This is a genomic window from Klebsiella planticola, assembly GCF_000783935.2.
Classification (GTDB): Bacteria; Pseudomonadota; Gammaproteobacteria; order Enterobacterales; family Enterobacteriaceae; genus Klebsiella; species Klebsiella planticola.
This window is the reverse complement of record NZ_CP026047.1, coordinates 923,822-941,628: the sequence shown is the minus strand read 5'-3', so window position 1 is coordinate 941,628 and position 17,807 is coordinate 923,822. Positions and strand designations below refer to the sequence as shown.

The following is a 17,807-nucleotide window of genomic DNA, read 5'->3' as shown; positions in this document are numbered from 1 at the left end:
CGTAGTCCACCTACATGGTAACCGTTCAGCCGTCTGACAGGACAGATGCTGTACCCGGCGTAATGACGAAGTTGACGCTGGGATACAGTCTGACATCCTCAATATCATCAGCGACATGCCGAGTTACGGATATCGTCGCGTACAGGTTACTGGACATACCGGTGCAGTGGCTGACGGATAACGGTTCAGCGTATACCGCACATGAAACGCGGAAGTTCGCCAGAGATCTGAATCTGGAGCCATGCACAACAGCGGTGAGCAGCCCAGAAATCAACGAAATAGCAGAAAGCTTCGTGAAGATGATAAAACGGGACTGCATCGGCATCATGGCGAATCCGGACAGCCTGGCTGCGGTGATAAATCCGGCGGTGGTGTTCATTCATTACAACAAACGTCATCCGCATAGTGCACTGGGATATCAGTCACCACAGGAATATATACGCAGAAAGTTATCGCAACCGTAAGAGAGTAAAAATATCTGGATATATAGGGTCAAATATAGGAATAATTTAGACGACATACAGCAGGAGTAAAAAAATGTTACGTGGATCCGAAAGAGAAACCGCTTTATCCAAACTTAAAAATGCAACTGACCGTTATGAGACTCAGGCAAAAAGGACGCAGGAAGAGATTACAAATCTCTTCCTGTTGCGTCAGAAATGCAGTGAACAACTTATTACACACGTCGAAAACTATGTGAGTCAACTGGCAAATAAACCAAAAGAATTCGATAAATCCTGGAGTGAACTAAAAGCAGAAATTGTTGAGTTCGACAATGTTGTTGAAAAACTAGAGGAGGAATATCGCACATCGCACGTTGGTAAAGGGACTGCAACGGCGGGAGTTGCCGTCGGAGCCGGTGTTGCAGCATTTGCACCTACGGCAGCGCTGGCAGTCGCTACGACCTTTGGTACAGCATCAACCGGAACTGCAATTGCCACATTGAGCGGTGCTGCAGCTACAAATGCAGCACTGGCATGGCTTGGCGGGGGGGCTTTAGCAGCTGGCGGCGGTGGTATGTCTGCAGGCGGTGCGCTGCTAGCGCTGGCAGGTCCCATCGGTTGGGGGATCGGAGTTGCAGGTATTGCAGGGGGCACTCTTCTGGCTCGTCGTAAGAACGGCAAAATTATTGACAAAGCTCAGCAGGAAGAGCGTCATATTCGGGCTAAAACTAGCGAATTGCTGGTAATGGAACGTGGTGCGAATAAATTGAAGGCACTAACATCTGAGCATTATCATGGCACTGAAAGCATTATTGATGGGCTGGAGAAGACCGCACCGCGTGACTACAACCAGTTTAATGCGCATCAGAAAGATCAACTCGGGGCATTGATTAACCATATCCATGCATTATCAAAACTGATCAACAAGAAAATTCAGTGATGAAAATTATTGACCGCCATGATGCTGTAAGTGATCAGATTATCGGTAGTGCTGTTAATGCACTCAATCAGACCAGGATGCAGGACGAAATATTCGAATTAGAGAGGCAAGCTCGTGCGTTTGAGAATGCGGGCGAGCAAATGCTGAAGGTTCGTGATTTTATCGCCTCACCCAACACCATACTAGGCTCCACAGGTACCAAGCATGGTGAAATTGCCGAGCAAGTAGAAGTAGGTGTGCGTAACGCCCGTCAGGCGCTCGAAGAGAGACTACAGGATGAGTCCGCTTTTCGCGCAACATTCGACGGGGTTGGCCGGACGGCCCCTGCGGACTATTTAATTGATGGCGTTGAAGTGCAATCAAAATTCATAAACGGCATCAATAGTAATCTGACACATGTCCTGAAACACATGGAAGACTACCCTGACTTCACCCAAAACAAAGCGTTTTACCATATCCCGAAAGATACCTGGCAAACGATACAGGATGTTATCGACGGGAAACCTGTTGAGGGAATGAATGAGAGAAGTCTGCGGGCCATCAGGGAAAAGGTTGCAGAAATTGAAAACGCAACCGGCCGATCATTTGCGGACGTTGTACGTCCAGGAGACTCTAATTATAAAGATGTCCAGTGGGGGAAAATCGATGAAACACTCGATAAACATGACCAGGAATTAGCTGAGAAAAATGAGGTAAAAAAAGCCGAAATCGTTGAAGAACACCAGCCTTCGCTCAACGAAGCCATGCGAGCTACGGTTATGGGGGCAGCCTTCGGGGCCACTTTTGCTCTCGGTACGGGTATTTACCGCAAGTATCAAGACGGTAAAAATATCTTCCGTGGCGAATTCGATACAGAGGACTGGCAGGACGTAGGGCTGGATACGCTGAAAGGAGCAGCTATAGGGGGCGTGTCCGCAGGGGCTATTTACACCCTGACAAATTACGCCTCAATGGGAGCCCCCTTCGCCAGCGCATTAGTTACCGCAACCAAGGGGGTAGGAAGTCTTACTATGTCTTATCAGCGTGGTGAGATAGATCTCAATGAGTTTACCGATCTCGGGCTTATAGTCTGCGCTGAATCAGCCATTGTGGGCGCTATGACCATTGCTGGCCAGACATTAATCCCTGTGCCTGTATTGGGAGCACTGATTGGATCTATCTCAGGAAAGTTTCTGGTCACTGTTGCCAAAAATCTGGATGGCAAAACCAGCCAGGCCTTGCAGGCGAAAATGGACGATTTCAACCGCCGTTTGAATGACATTGAGCAGCGGGCGCTTAAGCGTATTCTGTCCGAGTTTGAGGCATTAGGTGAGCTGACAACTGCAGCCTTCAACGTGGAAAACAACCGCCAGTTGCTGGAAGCAAGCATTACGCTGGCACAAGCTTACGGTGTCGATAAAAACAAAATTATCAAAAATGCGGACGATTTGGATGCTTTTATGATGGCATGATGAGAGTCTGGTCCCTCTACTAAAATTGAAACCCATCTGGCTAGCACACAAAACACTCGATATGCGTCAGAGTATCGATATCCTGACGCAATACATTATAAGGGGTACCAGCTTCAGCAGTTTGCGCCAGTCAGTAGTGCTTCCAGTATTCCGGAAATATTCCGCCATGGCTGATGTCTCTGTTAGAGAGGCGAGGTTTATTTCCCAGAAAATTAATAACGCCACTACTGGTGACCAAACTTTGCCGGGTAAGGATCTTCAACTTCGCGATCCCTGACAGGCTTCCGTAGCCACCGACGCCAGCCCGATGTACTCTCTTTCGTATCAATTTCTCGATTGAAACTCTGCGTTTCACAGTTATCCAGTTTTTCCTCCACGACGTACTTATGGTGAATGAATGAAGCCAGTTGATCCTGATCGAATGAGCTTGCGAGATAAGGATAATTAATAACCATCTCGGCATTACTGCTCTCTTTAAGCAGCATATTCACGCGGCCAAAGAGGCGATCGACGCGACCATTCCTCTGCTCATTATCGCCGGGAGTCCAGGCAATGCCGTAATGATGGACTTTATGGCATTGCAGATGCAGATTTACGCCTTCCTGCATCACCGAAGTCGCCACAAGCACATCCGGGAAGAATGGCGAGTTAAATCCGCGTATAAGCCGCTCACGGTTGTGAGACTCACCGCTGGCGTACCATGCCGGACTGTTCAGGCTGCTGAGTTCGCGCCAGGCGTAAAGGCTATTATCAAGCGGCTGGCCAACAATCTTCTCACACAGCGTTTCAAACGTTTGGATGGCTGCCGAGAAATAACGCAGTATCAGCGAATCCTTGAATTTCGGCGTCACCCATTCAATAAATTGCAGATAGCGCTGCTGGGCATCGCCGCGCTGGGATACACGGTTAAATTCAGTAAACCAACAGTAAAGTTCGACCATCACCGGGCTGGCAAACAGGTAGCCAATGCGCAGATAGTTGGCAAGGTTCTCGACTATCGCCATGCCGTTCGGCTGCGCTTTCCATGTCCTGATCTGATGTTGATGCTGCTCAGGAAGTAAATCGAACATAATTCCCCAGGCCGTAGGCATCGGGTGGGCATAGTTTGAAACAAACTCCACCAGCATTTCCTGACGAATATCCCTCGCGGCATCACTGTAGCTATCACGCATCCGCTCTCCGGACTCTCTGCGATAATACTGTGTATAAGTTGCCGAAATACCATCGCGGGCAGGTTCCAGAAACAGCGATAACAAACTCTCCGGACGGCGAAAGCGCAGGCTGACGTTACTGCAGTCCGTGCGCCGCAGTATGCCACTCGTTTTGGTCACGAAAAGCGCCGCGATCCTGCTGGAAAGCTTTGCTTCATTTTCTTCGCTATCATCGTCCAGTAAGCACTCCTCTGCAGGCTCATCTGTATCCTGAGAATTGATAGTCTTTTCCGATATAAGGTTTTCATACTCTTCCCGGGACCAGCGCGTACTGCGCCACTTCTCCAACGCCTCCGGCGGCAGTTGCCAAAGCCGAATCAATCGCTCAGCCATCATCTCATCATAGCGAGCATTAATACGCTGAGTTATCTCGCGCACCGACGGGATACGGCGGACAAAGACCAAATGCTTGCGGCTATATAGTGCCTGAGATGCAAAGGGATCGTCGGACATACACTCATTGACCAGTACATCGTATTTGGGATGATCCGGAAAACGGTGGTAAACATCATGAAACTGCCGCGTCAGCCCGGTTAACAGAGACGAATCCAGCGCCCGGCTAAAATCAGTTTGAGTATGTTCATTATCATGTTCATCCTGCTCATTCTCAATATTGCCAGTGGATTCAAAACCCTCCAGGTATCCATACATCATCCGCTTGTCGCCGCTGCCTTTGTTCTCTTTATCCAGTTCTTCAACCAGTTTTTTTTGATAAAAAGCAAAAAACAGCTCTGCCTCAGCGCTACCAGAAAAGCTGGCGGCAATTGCCTGCTCCCGACGATATGCATATTTACTGTAATGCTGATTATCGCTCCCGCACATCTTCCGCAATCGACGGATGGCGAAATTCTCCATCAAAGAACGTACATCATCCATGTCATACTTCAGCGTAATATCTGTGAAGTAACTTAATATATCGTATATATTCCGTGCCGCAGAATGATTTGGCGTTGCGGTCAGAAGCAGTGCATTTCGGGCCAGTCGGTCTTTCCCTTCCCCAAAGAAAGTACGTGCCGCAGCAGCTCGCTGGCTGTCATTACGGTTGCGGAAATAGTGGGCTTCGTCGATGATAATTAAATCAAAACCCGTACCACCGAGAGCGTCTTTTATTTCCTGCCGATATATCTCCCCATACTTCTCAGCGACAAAAAATGCATTGTCTTTTTCATCCTTCGGTACCAGTCCGCTCAACGAATAGATAGTGGTCAGAAAGAAATGGTGTGACTTTTCTTTAACAGCTGCGCTCAGTTCTTTCAGCCGACCATGAAACTGCGGCGCGTATTTTTCCTTTCCCTTATAAGAAGTAAAGGGGTTATCTTTCATTCTAAGATGCTTATGAATAAAGGTAGTGAACTCTGTTTTCCAGTTGTTACACAGTGTCGAGTTTGGGGCCATGACCAGAATGCGTGCATCAGGCTTCTCCTGCCACCTTAGCAGCATCACTGCTATTGCCTGATAGGTCTTTCCCATACCCACTTCATCCGCAAGCAGCGCTACCCGCTGCTCAGCAAGCAAATTCCACAGGCCCGCTACGCCTTCAGCCTGCTTTGCAGCCATGCTGGTGCTGCACGTTTCGTAACTCCATAAGGGGTCGGCTACATCAAAGTTCATCTTTTCTGAGATACAATGAGGCGTAACAGGCTGAGGTTGTTTAGTTATCATATCCACACTCTTTACGGATGATATCCAGATAACGTTGGGTACTTTTTTTCCCCTTCAGAGGTGGGGGAGGAACGCGCAGTGAGCTCCACTGATGCGGGGAAATATCTGCGGTGCTCGATGCATTTTCTTTATTGATATCATCAAATCGCGCCTGTGCCAGAGCAGCCATGCTATTGACCTCATGTGTCAGAAACCAGTTGAACACTGACGCGGGTTCCTTTTCAACTCGCGCTTTGACCATTTCTGCCAGTTCCAGCAAACAACCGGGTTCGCTGAACAGGCGACGGTGTAGTTGTTCTCTATTATCCATGGCTGATAACGCTTTACTGCGTAGCCGTATTGCCTGAAACAGCCGGAAGTAGCTGGTAGCTTCCGGGCTTAGGACCCCTGTCTCGTCGCTCTCCTCGCTGAATAATTCATCCTGACCTGCCACGCTGCGGAGTATCAGATTATCGCTTTGTTCAGGTTCGGAGGAATTCATATAACTGTCGAGAATATCGTCCAGTGATTTAAAGCGCAGGACGCGGCGATATTCTGAGCCCGCTTCAACAATAGTCCCTGTCCAGTCCGCTTCACCGGTTTTACGCAGCGTGTAGAAAGGGCTATCCAGCAGCGCTGCGCTTTGCTCGACATCTATCAGCAAAGGAGATGCCAGCGTACCGTCAGCTGTGTTCCAGGTAAGTCTGACCGGTTTTTTGATCCCGGGCAGAAGCAGCCGGTGCCCCTCCTTCGGCTTGCCGAGAAACCACTTTCCGGTAAGCCTGTATTCGCAGTGCTGCCAGTCAAAAATAACCGTCAAGTCGAAAGGCGGGAGACTACCTGGTACCAGGGCCTCCTCTTCCAGCAATTCTTCACTGGCAAAATCTCCCTCATTCACGGCCCACACCGTCGAGCACAATGTGGTCCGCTTGCTGACGGGATGTACGATCCCGGCTTCAACGTTTCTCCCCTTTATCTTCAGGCTACTGCAGCCCGGTCCGGTGAAGTTCCATGAGCCTATCGCAAGGTGACGGCCCGTTGAACTCTCTGCCAGCCACAGCTTGGCGTGCGTCATCATTAATCGCGGATCACGTTCGGCGGGAGGTTTAAATAACGTCAATCTCTGTGCCGCAATTAACGCCTGCAGCTCCTCTCCCCAGCGGGTACGAATGAATTGACCTGCAGCAAGGTCGGGCACAAGCTCAACGCGCAGATAAGGCCCTGCCAACTTTGCTATCAGAGCAGGCAAGTTATCGGCAAGATAAGGAGACCAGACGCTGAGCGTTGTCAGTTCACCATTCGCGATTAGCGCATCCATCAGCGTGAACTCGCTGAGGCTGTGAATAAACGACCACTTTGGATCGTCACCATAGAGTATGTCACCATCTGCAGGCAATATGTCCTGGCTAGGCTCCTCATCAAGTCCCATGAAAAACTGTTTTATCTGCTGATACTGCGCATTGCTGGAAACCATCCGAAAGTCCACGGCTTCCTGATTCCGCCCCCAGCCGCTGAGCGTAAGATTCGCGCTTCCGGCACCGAGGACAATTTTCTTGTTCTTACCTTCAAGGTAAAACACCTTGGGATGAAACAGGCTGCGCTCCCCGTCCAGATATAATGCTTCATCCACAGCAAGCTTACGCACCGACACGGGATAAACTGCAATTGAGGTTCTTTTAGGTTTATCCAGGGCGATCATTCGCGGATCGCAATAAACACGAAAATCAATATTGCTTTCATTTAATGCCCGCTGTAGCCCTTCATAGTCCATGCGGCCTACAGGTGGGTCCATATCCAGAATGGCGGGAAGAATCCGGCTTTCGACAAACGCGATATCAAGATTAAAGGTCGTAAGCCAGACTCGCTTCAGCGGCCCCATCTGCGCTATTTGCTCTTTAAACGCATCAAGGAGCTTCACGCTTCATCTCCCCATAATCCATCCAGTAAATGACGGAATTGCGGTATGTAATAATGGTTTACCCAATCGCTACTTTTACGTTCCTGATCAATAGCTACAGGTGGAGTCTGCAGCGAGATGATATTGCCTTCAAGCATAAGCCATGGAAACTGCCCACGTGCTTCCATCAATCCACTATGATACGCCAGCAGCCCACGCACCTGCTCCTCCAGAGACGGCCCACTGGCTAGCGCAAGCAGTTGCCGAAAGCGTCTGTTGGGCGTACCGGAAAGCGACGCCACCAGCTCATTGTTTCGCTCAAGACTCATCGACAGTTTAGGTAAACTCTGAGTCGTCAGTCCGTTCCGCTGCCAGAATAGCGCGAAGTCGCCGAGGCTCTGCTGGTTCTGCCGCCTTAGTCCTGTGAACATCAGGTCAATTAAAGACAGAAACGGTTCTGCCTCAATAATGTATCCCAGCGTTTGCCGCTCGCATTCTTCCATTTCCATCGTTGCATCGGCATTCTTCCAGGCTTCAAGAAAAACACTCGAAATCGGCAAAAGTGATTGCTCAGGGTATTTTCGTTCTCGCTCCAGTACCCGATAAATGGCACCTGCACCATTTTTATTGAGCCCGGTTCTGGCGAGCCAGAATGCCTGCGAGTAGTTGCCCACATGTTTAGGGTTGCGAAATGCGCTGGCGTAGAGAGTTTTAAGACTGTCTGGAATTTTACTGAAGAAGGGCGTCAGGGCATCCTTGCTTGCTTCACACATCAGCGACTTAAGATAGGTCAGTACATCAGCATGCAGTTGGTGTAACTCGGGGACATGGCGAATAAAGGCTTCAGCGGCCTCCCATACAGGCTTACTATCCGGCAGATCATAGTCGTAGGTCGTCGTGAAAAAACGCATACTGATCATTGGCGATTTATAGCGGCCGTTAGTACCGAGCGCAAGCTGGTTTGTCAGCAGTTCACTTTCCTTCTGATGGCCAAAAGTGAGCTGAGGGTTCTTATCTGAGGTATGCCATTTTGCCCTGGCCTTATTAATCCCCTGCACCCCCGCAAGCGTTACGTCGCCCTGTTCTGCCCCCAGCATCGAATAAATATAAATATTCTCCAGGTGGATAAGGCTTGCCGCGATAAACTCTTTGAGCTGCTTTTTGGGATAGCGTATTTTCATCGCGCCAGCGGTTTGCACAGCATCATCCAGCATTATTTTTCGGATGACGCTGTGGTGCAGCAGGTTGAGCGTATACTGCCTGACATCATTGGCAATAGAAGTGATGCGTCCGTGAAAGAGGTCCTGTCCCCAGGATGACCAGATAACCAGTTGGCCCAAAGGGTCGATATTCATCTCGCCGGTCAGCGACTCATCATATTCAGTTAAAAATTTATCAATGTACATTGTACTGAATTCGTTGGAGAAACTACGAGTAAGAATAGCATGACGCGTGGCGGGAGCCCTCTATCAAGGTCAATGTTTATCAGTTTATAACATCCCGTTAAGGTATCTGCGGATCAGAAATGGATGTAAACTCTCGCCTTCATAGTAAAGTACTTCTGCATTAGATCTTCCCCCGAAAGCGAGGAATAATACCCCATCACAACTGACAGACCCCGTCCTCATGAACGCGCCCAGCATTATCATGCTCGCCGCAGGTCCCGGCTCTAGCTTCCGCCAGACGGGCGGTTCCGGCAATAAGCTGCTGACGCCTCCGGCCAGTTGTTGCTGGAACAGCCGCTGGCACATGCGCAGGTATGCAGGCTATCGGTGCTTGTGGTTACGCAGCCTTCCGACAGTTGAGTTAGTAGTAGCCAGACAATCCCAAAGCAAGCCGCTACTGGCATCCCTGCATGAGAGTCTGGTAGAAAAAAGAACGACTCTATCGAAAAAGTCCCGTCTGGGTGAAGCGTTCGCTTATGCTCTGAACCAGTGGGATGCGCTGTGCAACTACTGTGATGATGGCCTGGCAGAACCTGATAACAACGCCGCTGAGCGGGCATTACGTGCAGTATGTCTGGGAAAGAAAAACTATATCTTCTTCGGCAGCGATCATGGCGGCGAGCGCGGAGCCCTGCTGTATGGTCTCATCGGAACATGCAGGCTCAATGGTATCGATCCGGAAGCTTACCTTCGCCATATCCTGAGTGTACTGCCGGAGTGGCCCAGCAACAAAGTGGCAGAACTGCAGCCATGGAACGTAGAACTCACTAATAAATAATCGTCAATACGGCGCTCACTTAACGCTTACGTTAATTCCTCAGTGGCTCTGCAGATTGTATAGTAGTCATCAGGAGCCCCATTGCTGGCAGAGCGGCAGGAACAACGGCATCATCAGAGCTACCAGATCATTAATTGCATCAGGGCTTACCGCCTGGCTGCACCAGATGTATAATGCTTCTTTTTTCACCAGAACACTAAATAAGGCTACACATGGACGCAGATAAAATTCAGTCTGATATTGATGCCCTTTTGACGTACATGAACGACGACATGGAGAACCTCGGAGAAACGATCAAAACCGTTTCATTTGGATTCGATACGAGCCAGAACGATCGCATTGCTATTGACGAGCTGCTTCACTGGCCAGAAGAGTATTTGTTCAAAATCATCAATATCTGTCATTCCCGTTCTCTTGTGCGTAAGGATTATGGTGGCTTTCAGGATGTCTCCCTGACAGAAGAAGGTCAGAGTCGTGCTATCTCAGTTAAACACGGGAAAAATCGCTCATACGAGTTAGGGGCCAGTATGCAGATTGCTACGCTAAATGTTCATGGGCCAGCGCAGGTTGGCAACGGTAACACACAAAACATCCACAACGTATTTAACCAGTTGCTTCAGCAGATCGAGACGTCTTCAGCTTCTGATGAAGACAAGCAGGAAGCCAGGAGCCGCCTGGCTAAGTTTCTGGAACACCCGCTGGTCGGATCTATCGTGGGCGGTCTTGCTGGTTCGCTGCCTGGTCTGATGGGATGATGGACGATCTTAAAGAAACGATCCGCTTGCGTTGTGCATTCTGCCGCTCGGAGCAGTTCGCCTTACCTTACACGGATTACTCACCTCCTGGTCACAGTTTTGTCGTCTGTGCCAATTGTGGAAGGGAAAATGATGTGACGTCTTTGCTCATCATAGCTAAATCGAAAGGGATGGAAATAGCCCGGGCGTATGCTGATGGGCTGGTTGAACAGATGAAGAAGGATTTGGTTAATTCTTTTAAAAATAACAAATACATTAAGATAAAGTGATCAGCCACGACAGCATCGAAGTACAACTCTTCAGGGAGTACAAATGACCAGAGAAGCGATAACGCCATTAAACTACACATCTTCTGCGATCGATGATCTGCGGGCGCTGGAACGTAATTGTCTGCATGAAGCGCCGTATTCAGCTTACGTTCTGCGCAATGTGATAAACCTGCTGGAGAGCAGCGTTAAATTCATCCTGCCAAATTGTGCTGACTTTATTGCGCCTGAAGATCTGCGGCAGACGCATCTGGATATGGCTCATTTGCCTTACCCGGTAGTCGTGTTTGAAATCCCATGGGAAAAAGAGGGGACGCCCGAGACCTATTTTGATAAACAGTCCCTACGTTCAACTAAGCGGATCGCATTGTGCTGGGAAGCGAAAGTGGACCTGGAGCCTGTACCTGGAATTAACCGGATGCTTGAGCGTTTTCCGGAGGGCGGAGTTTTTGTGTGCTCTGTCTACTGGGTTGATGATGATAAGCGCTGGCACCCGAGTTACGGCGGGCTCTTTTACCCCTATGACAACACGCTCAATAACGTTTCTGATTTAACCTCCCGTCCGGGGGCGACAAGACTGGCTGTGGCCTCATTACAGGACGCGGGTCTGGTGTCCAGAACGCGCATGAAACAATACAAGGCTGAACCTGTGGTGATCCTGCCAGAGATTGCCAGCCAGACAGAATCTGTACTGGGAAGCCGCGATAAGCTTTTTGCAGATATTATCATCAACTCCCGGGATGAGTTACAGGCATTCATCAACGCCTGCAGTATTCTGAACTGCGCAAACGTGGTGGTGGATGAACTGGCGCCATCGAACACCAGAAAAACGCAATGGGTGAGAGGCAAGCGAGTTAATGTACTAGAGCCCGCAGTGAGGCCCCGTTTTACCTACAAAGTGCTGCAGATTACGGATGAACAACGAACAAACTCAACGGGTAAAGGTATCGGTGTAGGGGCACATACAAAGCGTATGCATCTGCGCAGGGGGCATATTCGCCGCCTTGGCGAGCGCTTGATCTGGGTACGTCCTTCAGTTGTGAATCCTGGCTCTGCTCAGGGTGCTGTCACTAAAGATTACCAGTTAAACAAGTCATCGGATTAGCGAATGCACTGAGGAAGGCCAGACCAGAGGACTTGCTCAGTTGTTATCAGGCTGGGTACCGATGCCTGTATTCTGAACGCTTCACCATACTGCGCTAAAACCCTGCGCCTTCAGTCGATGGCGGGTACGCTTGACGTAAACTGAATCAATAAGATCATCGGGTGGCAAATCACGGGTGATATTACAAATCTAAGCCAATGTAACGTCTGATCGCCATTGCAGCTTCTCATCTCTTCTGAATATATCCGTCATTCACACATAGCGAGCCTGCCTGCACAAGGACGGCGTTTACCTGCGTGTCGTCTGGCGGTAAGGAACCTGTTTATGTACGGAAAATTATTAATGATGATTTGAAGCGGCATAACCTCCGCTAAGGGGGAAGAGCTTATCATGCCGGAATTGTATTTCTGAATGCAGCAGGATTTAGGGTCAGATTCTAACCTAATCATCTTCACGATCATCATGGTAAACTGAATCTTTTATCACTCAAGATAACTGGACGTGGTCTACAATGGAGCAAATGCTAAGAAAATGCAGCATATGTCCTCTGTATAAGAATTATCTAGATCAAGCTAACGAAATCAGTCTATCACATTGAATTATATATAATATTACAACTCCACCATTATATAACGTCCATCAATCTTTGTTGGATAATTACCCTTTCCATAGAGAAATATAAAAGTGGACAACATTCCATCATATCGAAAATAGTTGCACAAAATCTCTTTTTTGATTCTTTTTTAAGGTGTATAGTTGCAATAAAATGCAACAAATACCCAAGAAATGATAAAATGACTAAGTACATGAACCTAATAGCCACAATCTGTCGTTTTGCTTTAAAAGACGATCCCTCACGCGAAGTGATCAAAGCAGTTCTCAAACTGAGAGATACACTTCAAAAAGATGGTTTGATTGTTGAGGCTAGAGCACTTAGTGCTCTAGTGGATAAAGCTGATACGAAGAAAAATCTTACTTTAGACAACAAGAAAATAACTTGGAGCAAGGGCTTCCTTTCCGGTAAAAGTGAAATGACTGTATCTACACCTTTACCAGTTGATAAAGAAAATAGCATGCCTTTAGCTGAGGTTTTGTTTCCTAAAGAAATCAATGATTTCCAAGAATTTCATTTCTTTGATGACAATATTACAAGCGCTATTGATGGTATTTTAGCTGAATGGGAACATGCGGAACGTCTAAGAGTGAATGGAATACAACCCAGTTATAGTTGCCTTTTCTTTGGCGAACCAGGGACAGGTAAAACTGAATTAGCAAAGCACTTAGCAGCAAAACTTAATCTCCCCTTAGTCTCAGCAAGACTGGATGCTATGTTGTCATCCTACTTAGGAACTAGTGCAAGGAATATATCATCTCTTTTCGATTTTGTTGAAAGATATAATTGCATTCTTTTATTAGATGAATTTGATGCTATAGCAAAATATAGAGATGACAGTAAAGAAGTAGGTGAAATAAAAAGAGTTGTAAATACTCTTCTTCAATGCTTAGACAGAAGAAAAGAAAGCGGTATAGTAATCGCTACGACAAATCATGAAAACTTGTTAGATCCTGCCGTCTGGAGACGTTTTCAGAATAAGATAAAAATACCTAAACCGACAAAGTTAATTCGCGAGAAAATAATATCAGCTTATATTTCACCTATGATCATATCGAATGGTGATCTTACATTTTTAAATATAATTCTGGATGGTTTTACACCAGCAGAAATAAAAAACTGCATTGAATTTATAAAACGATTCACCATCATAAATGAATGCAAAACTGTAGATCTGTATAATGCAATTAAAGCTTATTTCGTAATTAATGCAAATTATAACAATGATATAACAAAATCTATTCTTTCAGGTTCAGAGCATGAATTAGCAAAAAACCTTATAACCAAACATGATTATTCAATACAAGATGTATCTAATCTTATTGGAAAGCATAAGAGTACTATATCAAGATGGGTGAAAGATAAAAATGAATAAAAAAAATATATTGAAGATAAAAAACAGCAAAAAATATATCTATAGTCCTGAAGTCATTCCCGGCGGAGATAATAAAGATTTTTTCCACGGAGATGACGCTGCATTTGCTCGTCACAAAACTAAACTGATACTTAAAACTTCATTGATATCTCAGCAGATACAAGAAAGGAAAAATAAAAAATTTGCAACGATAAAAGTTTCATTAAAAGAAGATGCTATAGCTAAAAGCCACAGGCCTACATCTGCAGTATTTAATTATAAATACCCAGTAATCGGTGGTGGTGATATTGGTGAGATATACGTTCAGGTTAATGAAAAATCCTTACCAAGTTTGGTTGAACGCATCTCCCAAGCTAAGGTTCAATCTGAGATAAAATTTAATAAGAATGGAGAAATTGTTCCTAAAGTAGGAAAATTACGAAGCGAAGTTAGTGCGATTGAAAATATTGAATTATATACAGGTAATGATAAGTCTATAATGAGCGATATCGAGTTTGCTCAAGAGTTACTTAAGAATAAACGAGAAATTATCGTTGAATTGTTCACTGCCAGGAAAAATGAAACGTTAAGCGATGGTGAAATTTCTTTAATTTATAAAAACCTTGTGGATGAACTAAAGTCGAGGTTCCCAACTATTGAATTCGTCACTGAATCGAGGTTTTTCTCGGATAACATAATTACACTCTTCCCAAAGAATAATTCTAACACCGATGTTATTGAATTGCTGCGGGAATTAAAAATTAATCCCATAGTAAGAAAATATTACCTTTCACCAATTTTCACAGTTGCAAAAAAGAATATTGACATCGAAAAAAAATTAACTACATTCCCTAAGAAATTAGCTAATCAATCATATCCAAAAGTAATATTAATAGACAAAGGAATAAGAAGCAGCATTCTATCCACTTGGGTAAATGATAAATCAGATGCACTGGGTTCAGAAATTATCGAAGATTATCATGCAGATGAAATGGCTAGCATTTTAATTGGCTCAAAACATTTAAATTCTAACTATGATTATTTAGAAGAGGATGGTTGTGAAATATATGATATCTGGTTGCCAGCCGATAAGTACAGTTTCGAAGATCATTTCGAAACGCTAGCTGAATTTACAGATTGGTTATATCTTGAGGTTCAAGCTGCCAGAGAAAATGGTTTTCGTGTAATAAGTATGAGTATTAATTTTCAACAAATTGTATCCAACAGTGAGTATAGTTTCTTAGCAGCAAGGATTGATGAAATATCAAATAAACTTAACGTAATATTTGTTATTTCGGTAGGTAACCTGGAAGATAAAAAATATCGGAGCGAGTGGCCTAAAACAGAAGAGCAAGTTTTCCGTATGCTTGCAAGATTTCAACAACAAGATAAAGTTCTGCAGCCTGCTGATTCGGTAACATCCTTATCTGTGGGATCTGTCAATCATATCGAAAATGAATTAATAACCTTTCAGGCACCCACAAGATATACACGAAGAGGACCGGCGACAGCTTACGGAATAAAGCCTGACTTAGTGCATATTGGTGGAATTGGTGATCCAAATAATTCTTGTTATGTGACACTCGATGGAAACAATCATTTATGCTTAAACTCTCATGGTACTAGTTTAGCAGCACCACATATAGCAAAATCGATCGCTACAATTGATTTTAAATCAAATGAAAGTCTTAACACAAATACACTCAAAGCACTACTAATTCACAGTGCAAAAATACCTGATTGTTTATCTTCAAAAAACCTAGGTAAAGAGGCCAAGGACTTTGTTGGATTCGGGTTCCCAAGTGATTCTTCTAATATTATAAATAGAGATGAAGCTTCCTTCACTTTTATTTTTGAAGATATTATTAAAAAAGGACAAGTAGCTGAGTTTAACTTTATATGGCCAGAATCTCTGATAACTGCAACAAGAAAATGTAAAGGGAAAGTTAAAATGTCTTTAGTATATACACCAACAATTGATAGGCAGTATGGTCAAGAATATATTAGAGTTAATATTGATGCATCCTTACAACAAGAAAAAATAAAAAAAACAGAAAGTAATTTTAGCAAAGCTGTTAATTCTATTTGGGATAATAGACTTGGTTCAGATCTTAATTTTGAAAAAAATCTGATTGACCACGGTTTCAAATGGTGGCCATCTAAAGTTTATGAGAGATACAGTAAAAATGGATTTGGAAATTCATCAAACTGGCGTTTAAGGGTTACATCTCAAGTTCGAGATGGTGTATCACATCCTTTGGATGGTATTCCATTTTCTGTCATAATTACAATCGAAGATCCAACAAAAAAAGCCACTAAGATATATAATGAAATGAGTCAGAGTTTAATAGCTTTAGGTGTTGTATTTCAAGATATCACTATCCGTGATGAGGTAAGAGTATAATGAAGAAGTCTGAAGTGGTTTACGATTTTGAACAAATTATTTATCGTTTAGACGCTTTAAAGTCGGCTTCATGCCTGAAAGCTTCTCAGGTAGAAATTGATGAAATAAAAAAAAGCATTGATATATTAAAAAACAAGATCAGTTTAGGGATAATGTTTTCAATAACGGGCAGAGAAAATCCTACCTTACCAAAATCAGTATGCCGATTCTGCGGGAAATAACTTATGGGAAATGATAAATATTTTACGGTCTCAAAATATGAAGTTGATAATGAATTAAAAGATATCTTCTTCAAGGTTGAGGATGACGTAAGTGAATTCCCTGATGCCATTGTCAAGTTAAAAGATGACATTGAGTTATTTATGCTCGTCCTGCAGCGGCTTTGTGCCGATGATCACTCAATGTATAATTTCTATTATGAAAGAGTATTTATTGTTGCAGATCTTGCATTTAATGGAAATATAACACAATGTATCCTTGCTCAGAATAGCATTGATAAAATTAAGCAAGAACTTCTATATGAAAAAGCCCCATATCTCAGGAGTAGTATCTTAATAAGATATTTAAAAATAATTCTCATCCCGTTTTTTTTAAGTTTTTTAATTTACTTAGGAATTGTCAATTCTCAGACAAATATTTATGTAATTTATATTTCAAAATTGATATTAGTTGGCATGGGTGCTAGTGCTGGATGTTGGCTCTCACTTGCATTCAGAACTCAGAAGATTGAATTTAGTGAAATTATCCCAATTTTAAGTGACAGTATCAGTATTTATTCTCGCATTATATTTATAATTATTTTCTCTATGTCTCTTGCATTACTGATGAAGGCGGGAGTAATTATTATTCAACTAGGTAATTTTAACTCAGCTAATATTGAAAGTGATCCAATATTGGCATTTTCTGCTGGGTTAGTAATGGGGTTTGGAGAAAAAATATTCATGGATAGCTTTCAAAAAAGAATAAATGAAGTAAAGATATAGATTAATTTAAATTACATACATAGCCGTATTAAAAGTATAAATAAATACGGCTTAGTCTTTTTAATTTCCTAGAGAATTCATTAAACAATCACTTTGTTATTTTAGTTTTTCAATCAATGCAATAGCTTCGCCATGCTAAAGTTTGACTGATGTAACTGTTAAAAATCGATATTGTAGATACTGTATTTGTTACGGCTTAAATTTTTCACTTACAATCATAAAAACATTATTGTGATAATTACAAACATTAAGTTATATTTTGGATATTTGTTTAAGCATATTTTTAGTTCCAATTCAGATTAATTTTAGACAGAGGATTTATTACCGAATAGTATTTCTATGACGCTATACAATTGTATCAATTAGGAAATATTTTATCTCCAAATGGATAAATACTCTTTTCTCGGTTCGAAGCAAGATAGTAAGCTAACAACTGTGATACCAATCTCTGCACATCCAAATATTCAAGCATTGAAGTAATCTGCACTTACATCATCAAGCGACTAGTAATATAGATAGAC

The 17,807-nt window shown here is 44.1% G+C and carries 13 protein-coding genes and 1 pseudogene; 11 read left to right on the top strand and 3 right to left on the bottom strand.

What is annotated here, in order from left to right; translation table 11 throughout:
• The first annotated feature begins 14 nt into the window (after positions 1 to 14).
• The 3 genes from MC50_RS04435 to MC50_RS04425 all read left to right on the top strand — a co-directional run bounded on the left by MC50_RS04435 (position 15) and on the right by MC50_RS04425 (position 2,834).
• A complete protein-coding gene (locus MC50_RS04435) occupies positions 15 to 464 on the top strand; it encodes an integrase core domain-containing protein (RefSeq protein ID WP_080748437.1) in 450 nt (149 codons plus the stop codon).
• 73 nt (positions 465 to 537) lie between these two features.
• Positions 538 to 1,383 carry a hypothetical protein gene (locus MC50_RS04430; RefSeq protein ID WP_047663491.1) on the top strand — a complete coding sequence of 282 codons (846 nt, stop codon included), beginning with the start codon at positions 538 to 540 and terminating at the stop codon, positions 1,381 to 1,383.
• Positions 1,383 to 2,834, top strand: coding sequence for a hypothetical protein (locus MC50_RS04425; protein WP_047663490.1), 1,452 nt, complete (start codon positions 1,383 to 1,385; stop codon positions 2,832 to 2,834). The genes MC50_RS04430 and MC50_RS04425 overlap by 1 nt, the downstream gene beginning before the upstream one ends.
• A gap of 224 nt (positions 2,835 to 3,058) precedes the next feature.
• On the opposite strand, the gene MC50_RS04420 is transcribed toward MC50_RS04425, so the two are convergent.
• Genes MC50_RS04420 through MC50_RS04410 form a run of 3 tightly spaced genes read right to left on the bottom strand, consistent with a single transcriptional unit; the run spans position 3,059 to position 8,989 of the window.
• Positions 3,059 to 5,707, bottom strand: a complete 2,649-nt coding sequence (locus MC50_RS04420; RefSeq protein ID WP_047663489.1) for a DEAD/DEAH box helicase — start codon at positions 5,705 to 5,707, stop codon at positions 3,059 to 3,061.
• Positions 5,697 to 7,604, bottom strand: a complete 1,908-nt coding sequence (locus MC50_RS04415; protein ID WP_047663488.1) for a phospholipase D-like domain-containing protein — start codon at positions 7,602 to 7,604, stop codon at positions 5,697 to 5,699. The genes MC50_RS04420 and MC50_RS04415 overlap by 11 nt, the downstream gene beginning before the upstream one ends.
• Positions 7,601 to 8,989 carry a hypothetical protein gene (locus tag MC50_RS04410; RefSeq protein WP_047663487.1) on the bottom strand — a complete coding sequence of 463 codons (1,389 nt, stop codon included), beginning with the start codon at positions 8,987 to 8,989 and terminating at the stop codon, positions 7,601 to 7,603. Before MC50_RS04410 ends, MC50_RS04415 begins: the two co-directional genes overlap by 4 nt.
• Before the next feature lie 376 nt (positions 8,990 to 9,365).
• Between MC50_RS04410 and MC50_RS04405 the strand changes: the two are divergent.
• The 8 genes and pseudogenes from MC50_RS04405 to MC50_RS04375 all read left to right on the top strand — a co-directional run.
• A pseudogene (locus tag MC50_RS04405) lies at positions 9,366 to 9,806 on the top strand (IS66 family transposase); the annotation flags it as partial.
• A 212-nt stretch (positions 9,807 to 10,018) separates the two neighbouring features.
• Positions 10,019 to 10,561 (top strand): hypothetical protein, encoded by a 543-nt coding sequence (locus MC50_RS04400; RefSeq protein ID WP_047663486.1) that lies wholly within the window; start codon positions 10,019 to 10,021, stop codon positions 10,559 to 10,561.
• A complete protein-coding gene (locus tag MC50_RS04395) occupies positions 10,558 to 10,830 on the top strand; it encodes a hypothetical protein (protein ID WP_047663485.1) in 273 nt (90 codons plus the stop codon). Before MC50_RS04400 ends, MC50_RS04395 begins: the two co-directional genes overlap by 4 nt.
• A 43-nt stretch (positions 10,831 to 10,873) precedes the next feature.
• A complete protein-coding gene (locus MC50_RS04390) occupies positions 10,874 to 11,932 on the top strand; it encodes a hypothetical protein (protein WP_047663484.1) in 1,059 nt (352 codons plus the stop codon).
• Between the two features lie 794 nt (positions 11,933 to 12,726).
• Complete coding sequence (locus MC50_RS04385) at positions 12,727 to 13,920, top strand: AAA family ATPase (RefSeq protein WP_047663483.1); 1,194 nt, start codon at positions 12,727 to 12,729, stop codon at positions 13,918 to 13,920.
• Entirely contained in the window at positions 13,913 to 16,303 is a 2,391-nt protein-coding gene (locus MC50_RS04380) for a S8 family serine peptidase (protein ID WP_047663482.1), read from the top strand. Before MC50_RS04385 ends, MC50_RS04380 begins: the two co-directional genes overlap by 8 nt.
• Positions 16,303 to 16,524: a hypothetical protein gene (locus MC50_RS28455; protein ID WP_047722926.1), complete on the top strand. Its 222-nt coding sequence runs from the start codon at positions 16,303 to 16,305 to the stop codon at positions 16,522 to 16,524. Before MC50_RS04380 ends, MC50_RS28455 begins: the two co-directional genes overlap by 1 nt.
• Before the next feature lie 3 nt (positions 16,525 to 16,527).
• Positions 16,528 to 17,286, top strand: coding sequence for a hypothetical protein (locus MC50_RS04375; protein ID WP_047663481.1), 759 nt, complete (start codon positions 16,528 to 16,530; stop codon positions 17,284 to 17,286).
• The last annotated feature ends 521 nt before the right edge of the window (positions 17,287 to 17,807 follow it).

Coding starts and splice junctions, on each gene's coding strand:
- MC50_RS04435 (WP_080748437.1), top strand. CDS start 15: ATGGTAACCGTTCAGCCGTCTGACAGGACAGATGCTGTACCCGGCGTA.
- MC50_RS04375 (WP_047663481.1), top strand. CDS start 16,528: ATGGGAAATGATAAATATTTTACGGTCTCAAAATATGAAGTTGATAAT.
- MC50_RS04410 (WP_047663487.1), bottom strand. CDS start 8,989: ATGTACATTGATAAATTTTTAACTGAATATGATGAGTCGCTGACCGGC.
- MC50_RS04390 (WP_047663484.1), top strand. CDS start 10,874: ATGACCAGAGAAGCGATAACGCCATTAAACTACACATCTTCTGCGATC.
- MC50_RS28455 (WP_047722926.1), top strand. CDS start 16,303: ATGAAGAAGTCTGAAGTGGTTTACGATTTTGAACAAATTATTTATCGT.
- MC50_RS04425 (WP_047663490.1), top strand. CDS start 1,383: ATGAAAATTATTGACCGCCATGATGCTGTAAGTGATCAGATTATCGGT.
- MC50_RS04400 (WP_047663486.1), top strand. CDS start 10,019: ATGGACGCAGATAAAATTCAGTCTGATATTGATGCCCTTTTGACGTAC.
- MC50_RS04380 (WP_047663482.1), top strand. CDS start 13,913: ATGAATAAAAAAAATATATTGAAGATAAAAAACAGCAAAAAATATATC.
- MC50_RS04385 (WP_047663483.1), top strand. CDS start 12,727: ATGACTAAGTACATGAACCTAATAGCCACAATCTGTCGTTTTGCTTTA.
- MC50_RS04430 (WP_047663491.1), top strand. CDS start 538: ATGTTACGTGGATCCGAAAGAGAAACCGCTTTATCCAAACTTAAAAAT.
- MC50_RS04395 (WP_047663485.1), top strand. CDS start 10,558: ATGATGGACGATCTTAAAGAAACGATCCGCTTGCGTTGTGCATTCTGC.
- MC50_RS04420 (WP_047663489.1), bottom strand. CDS start 5,707: ATGATAACTAAACAACCTCAGCCTGTTACGCCTCATTGTATCTCAGAA.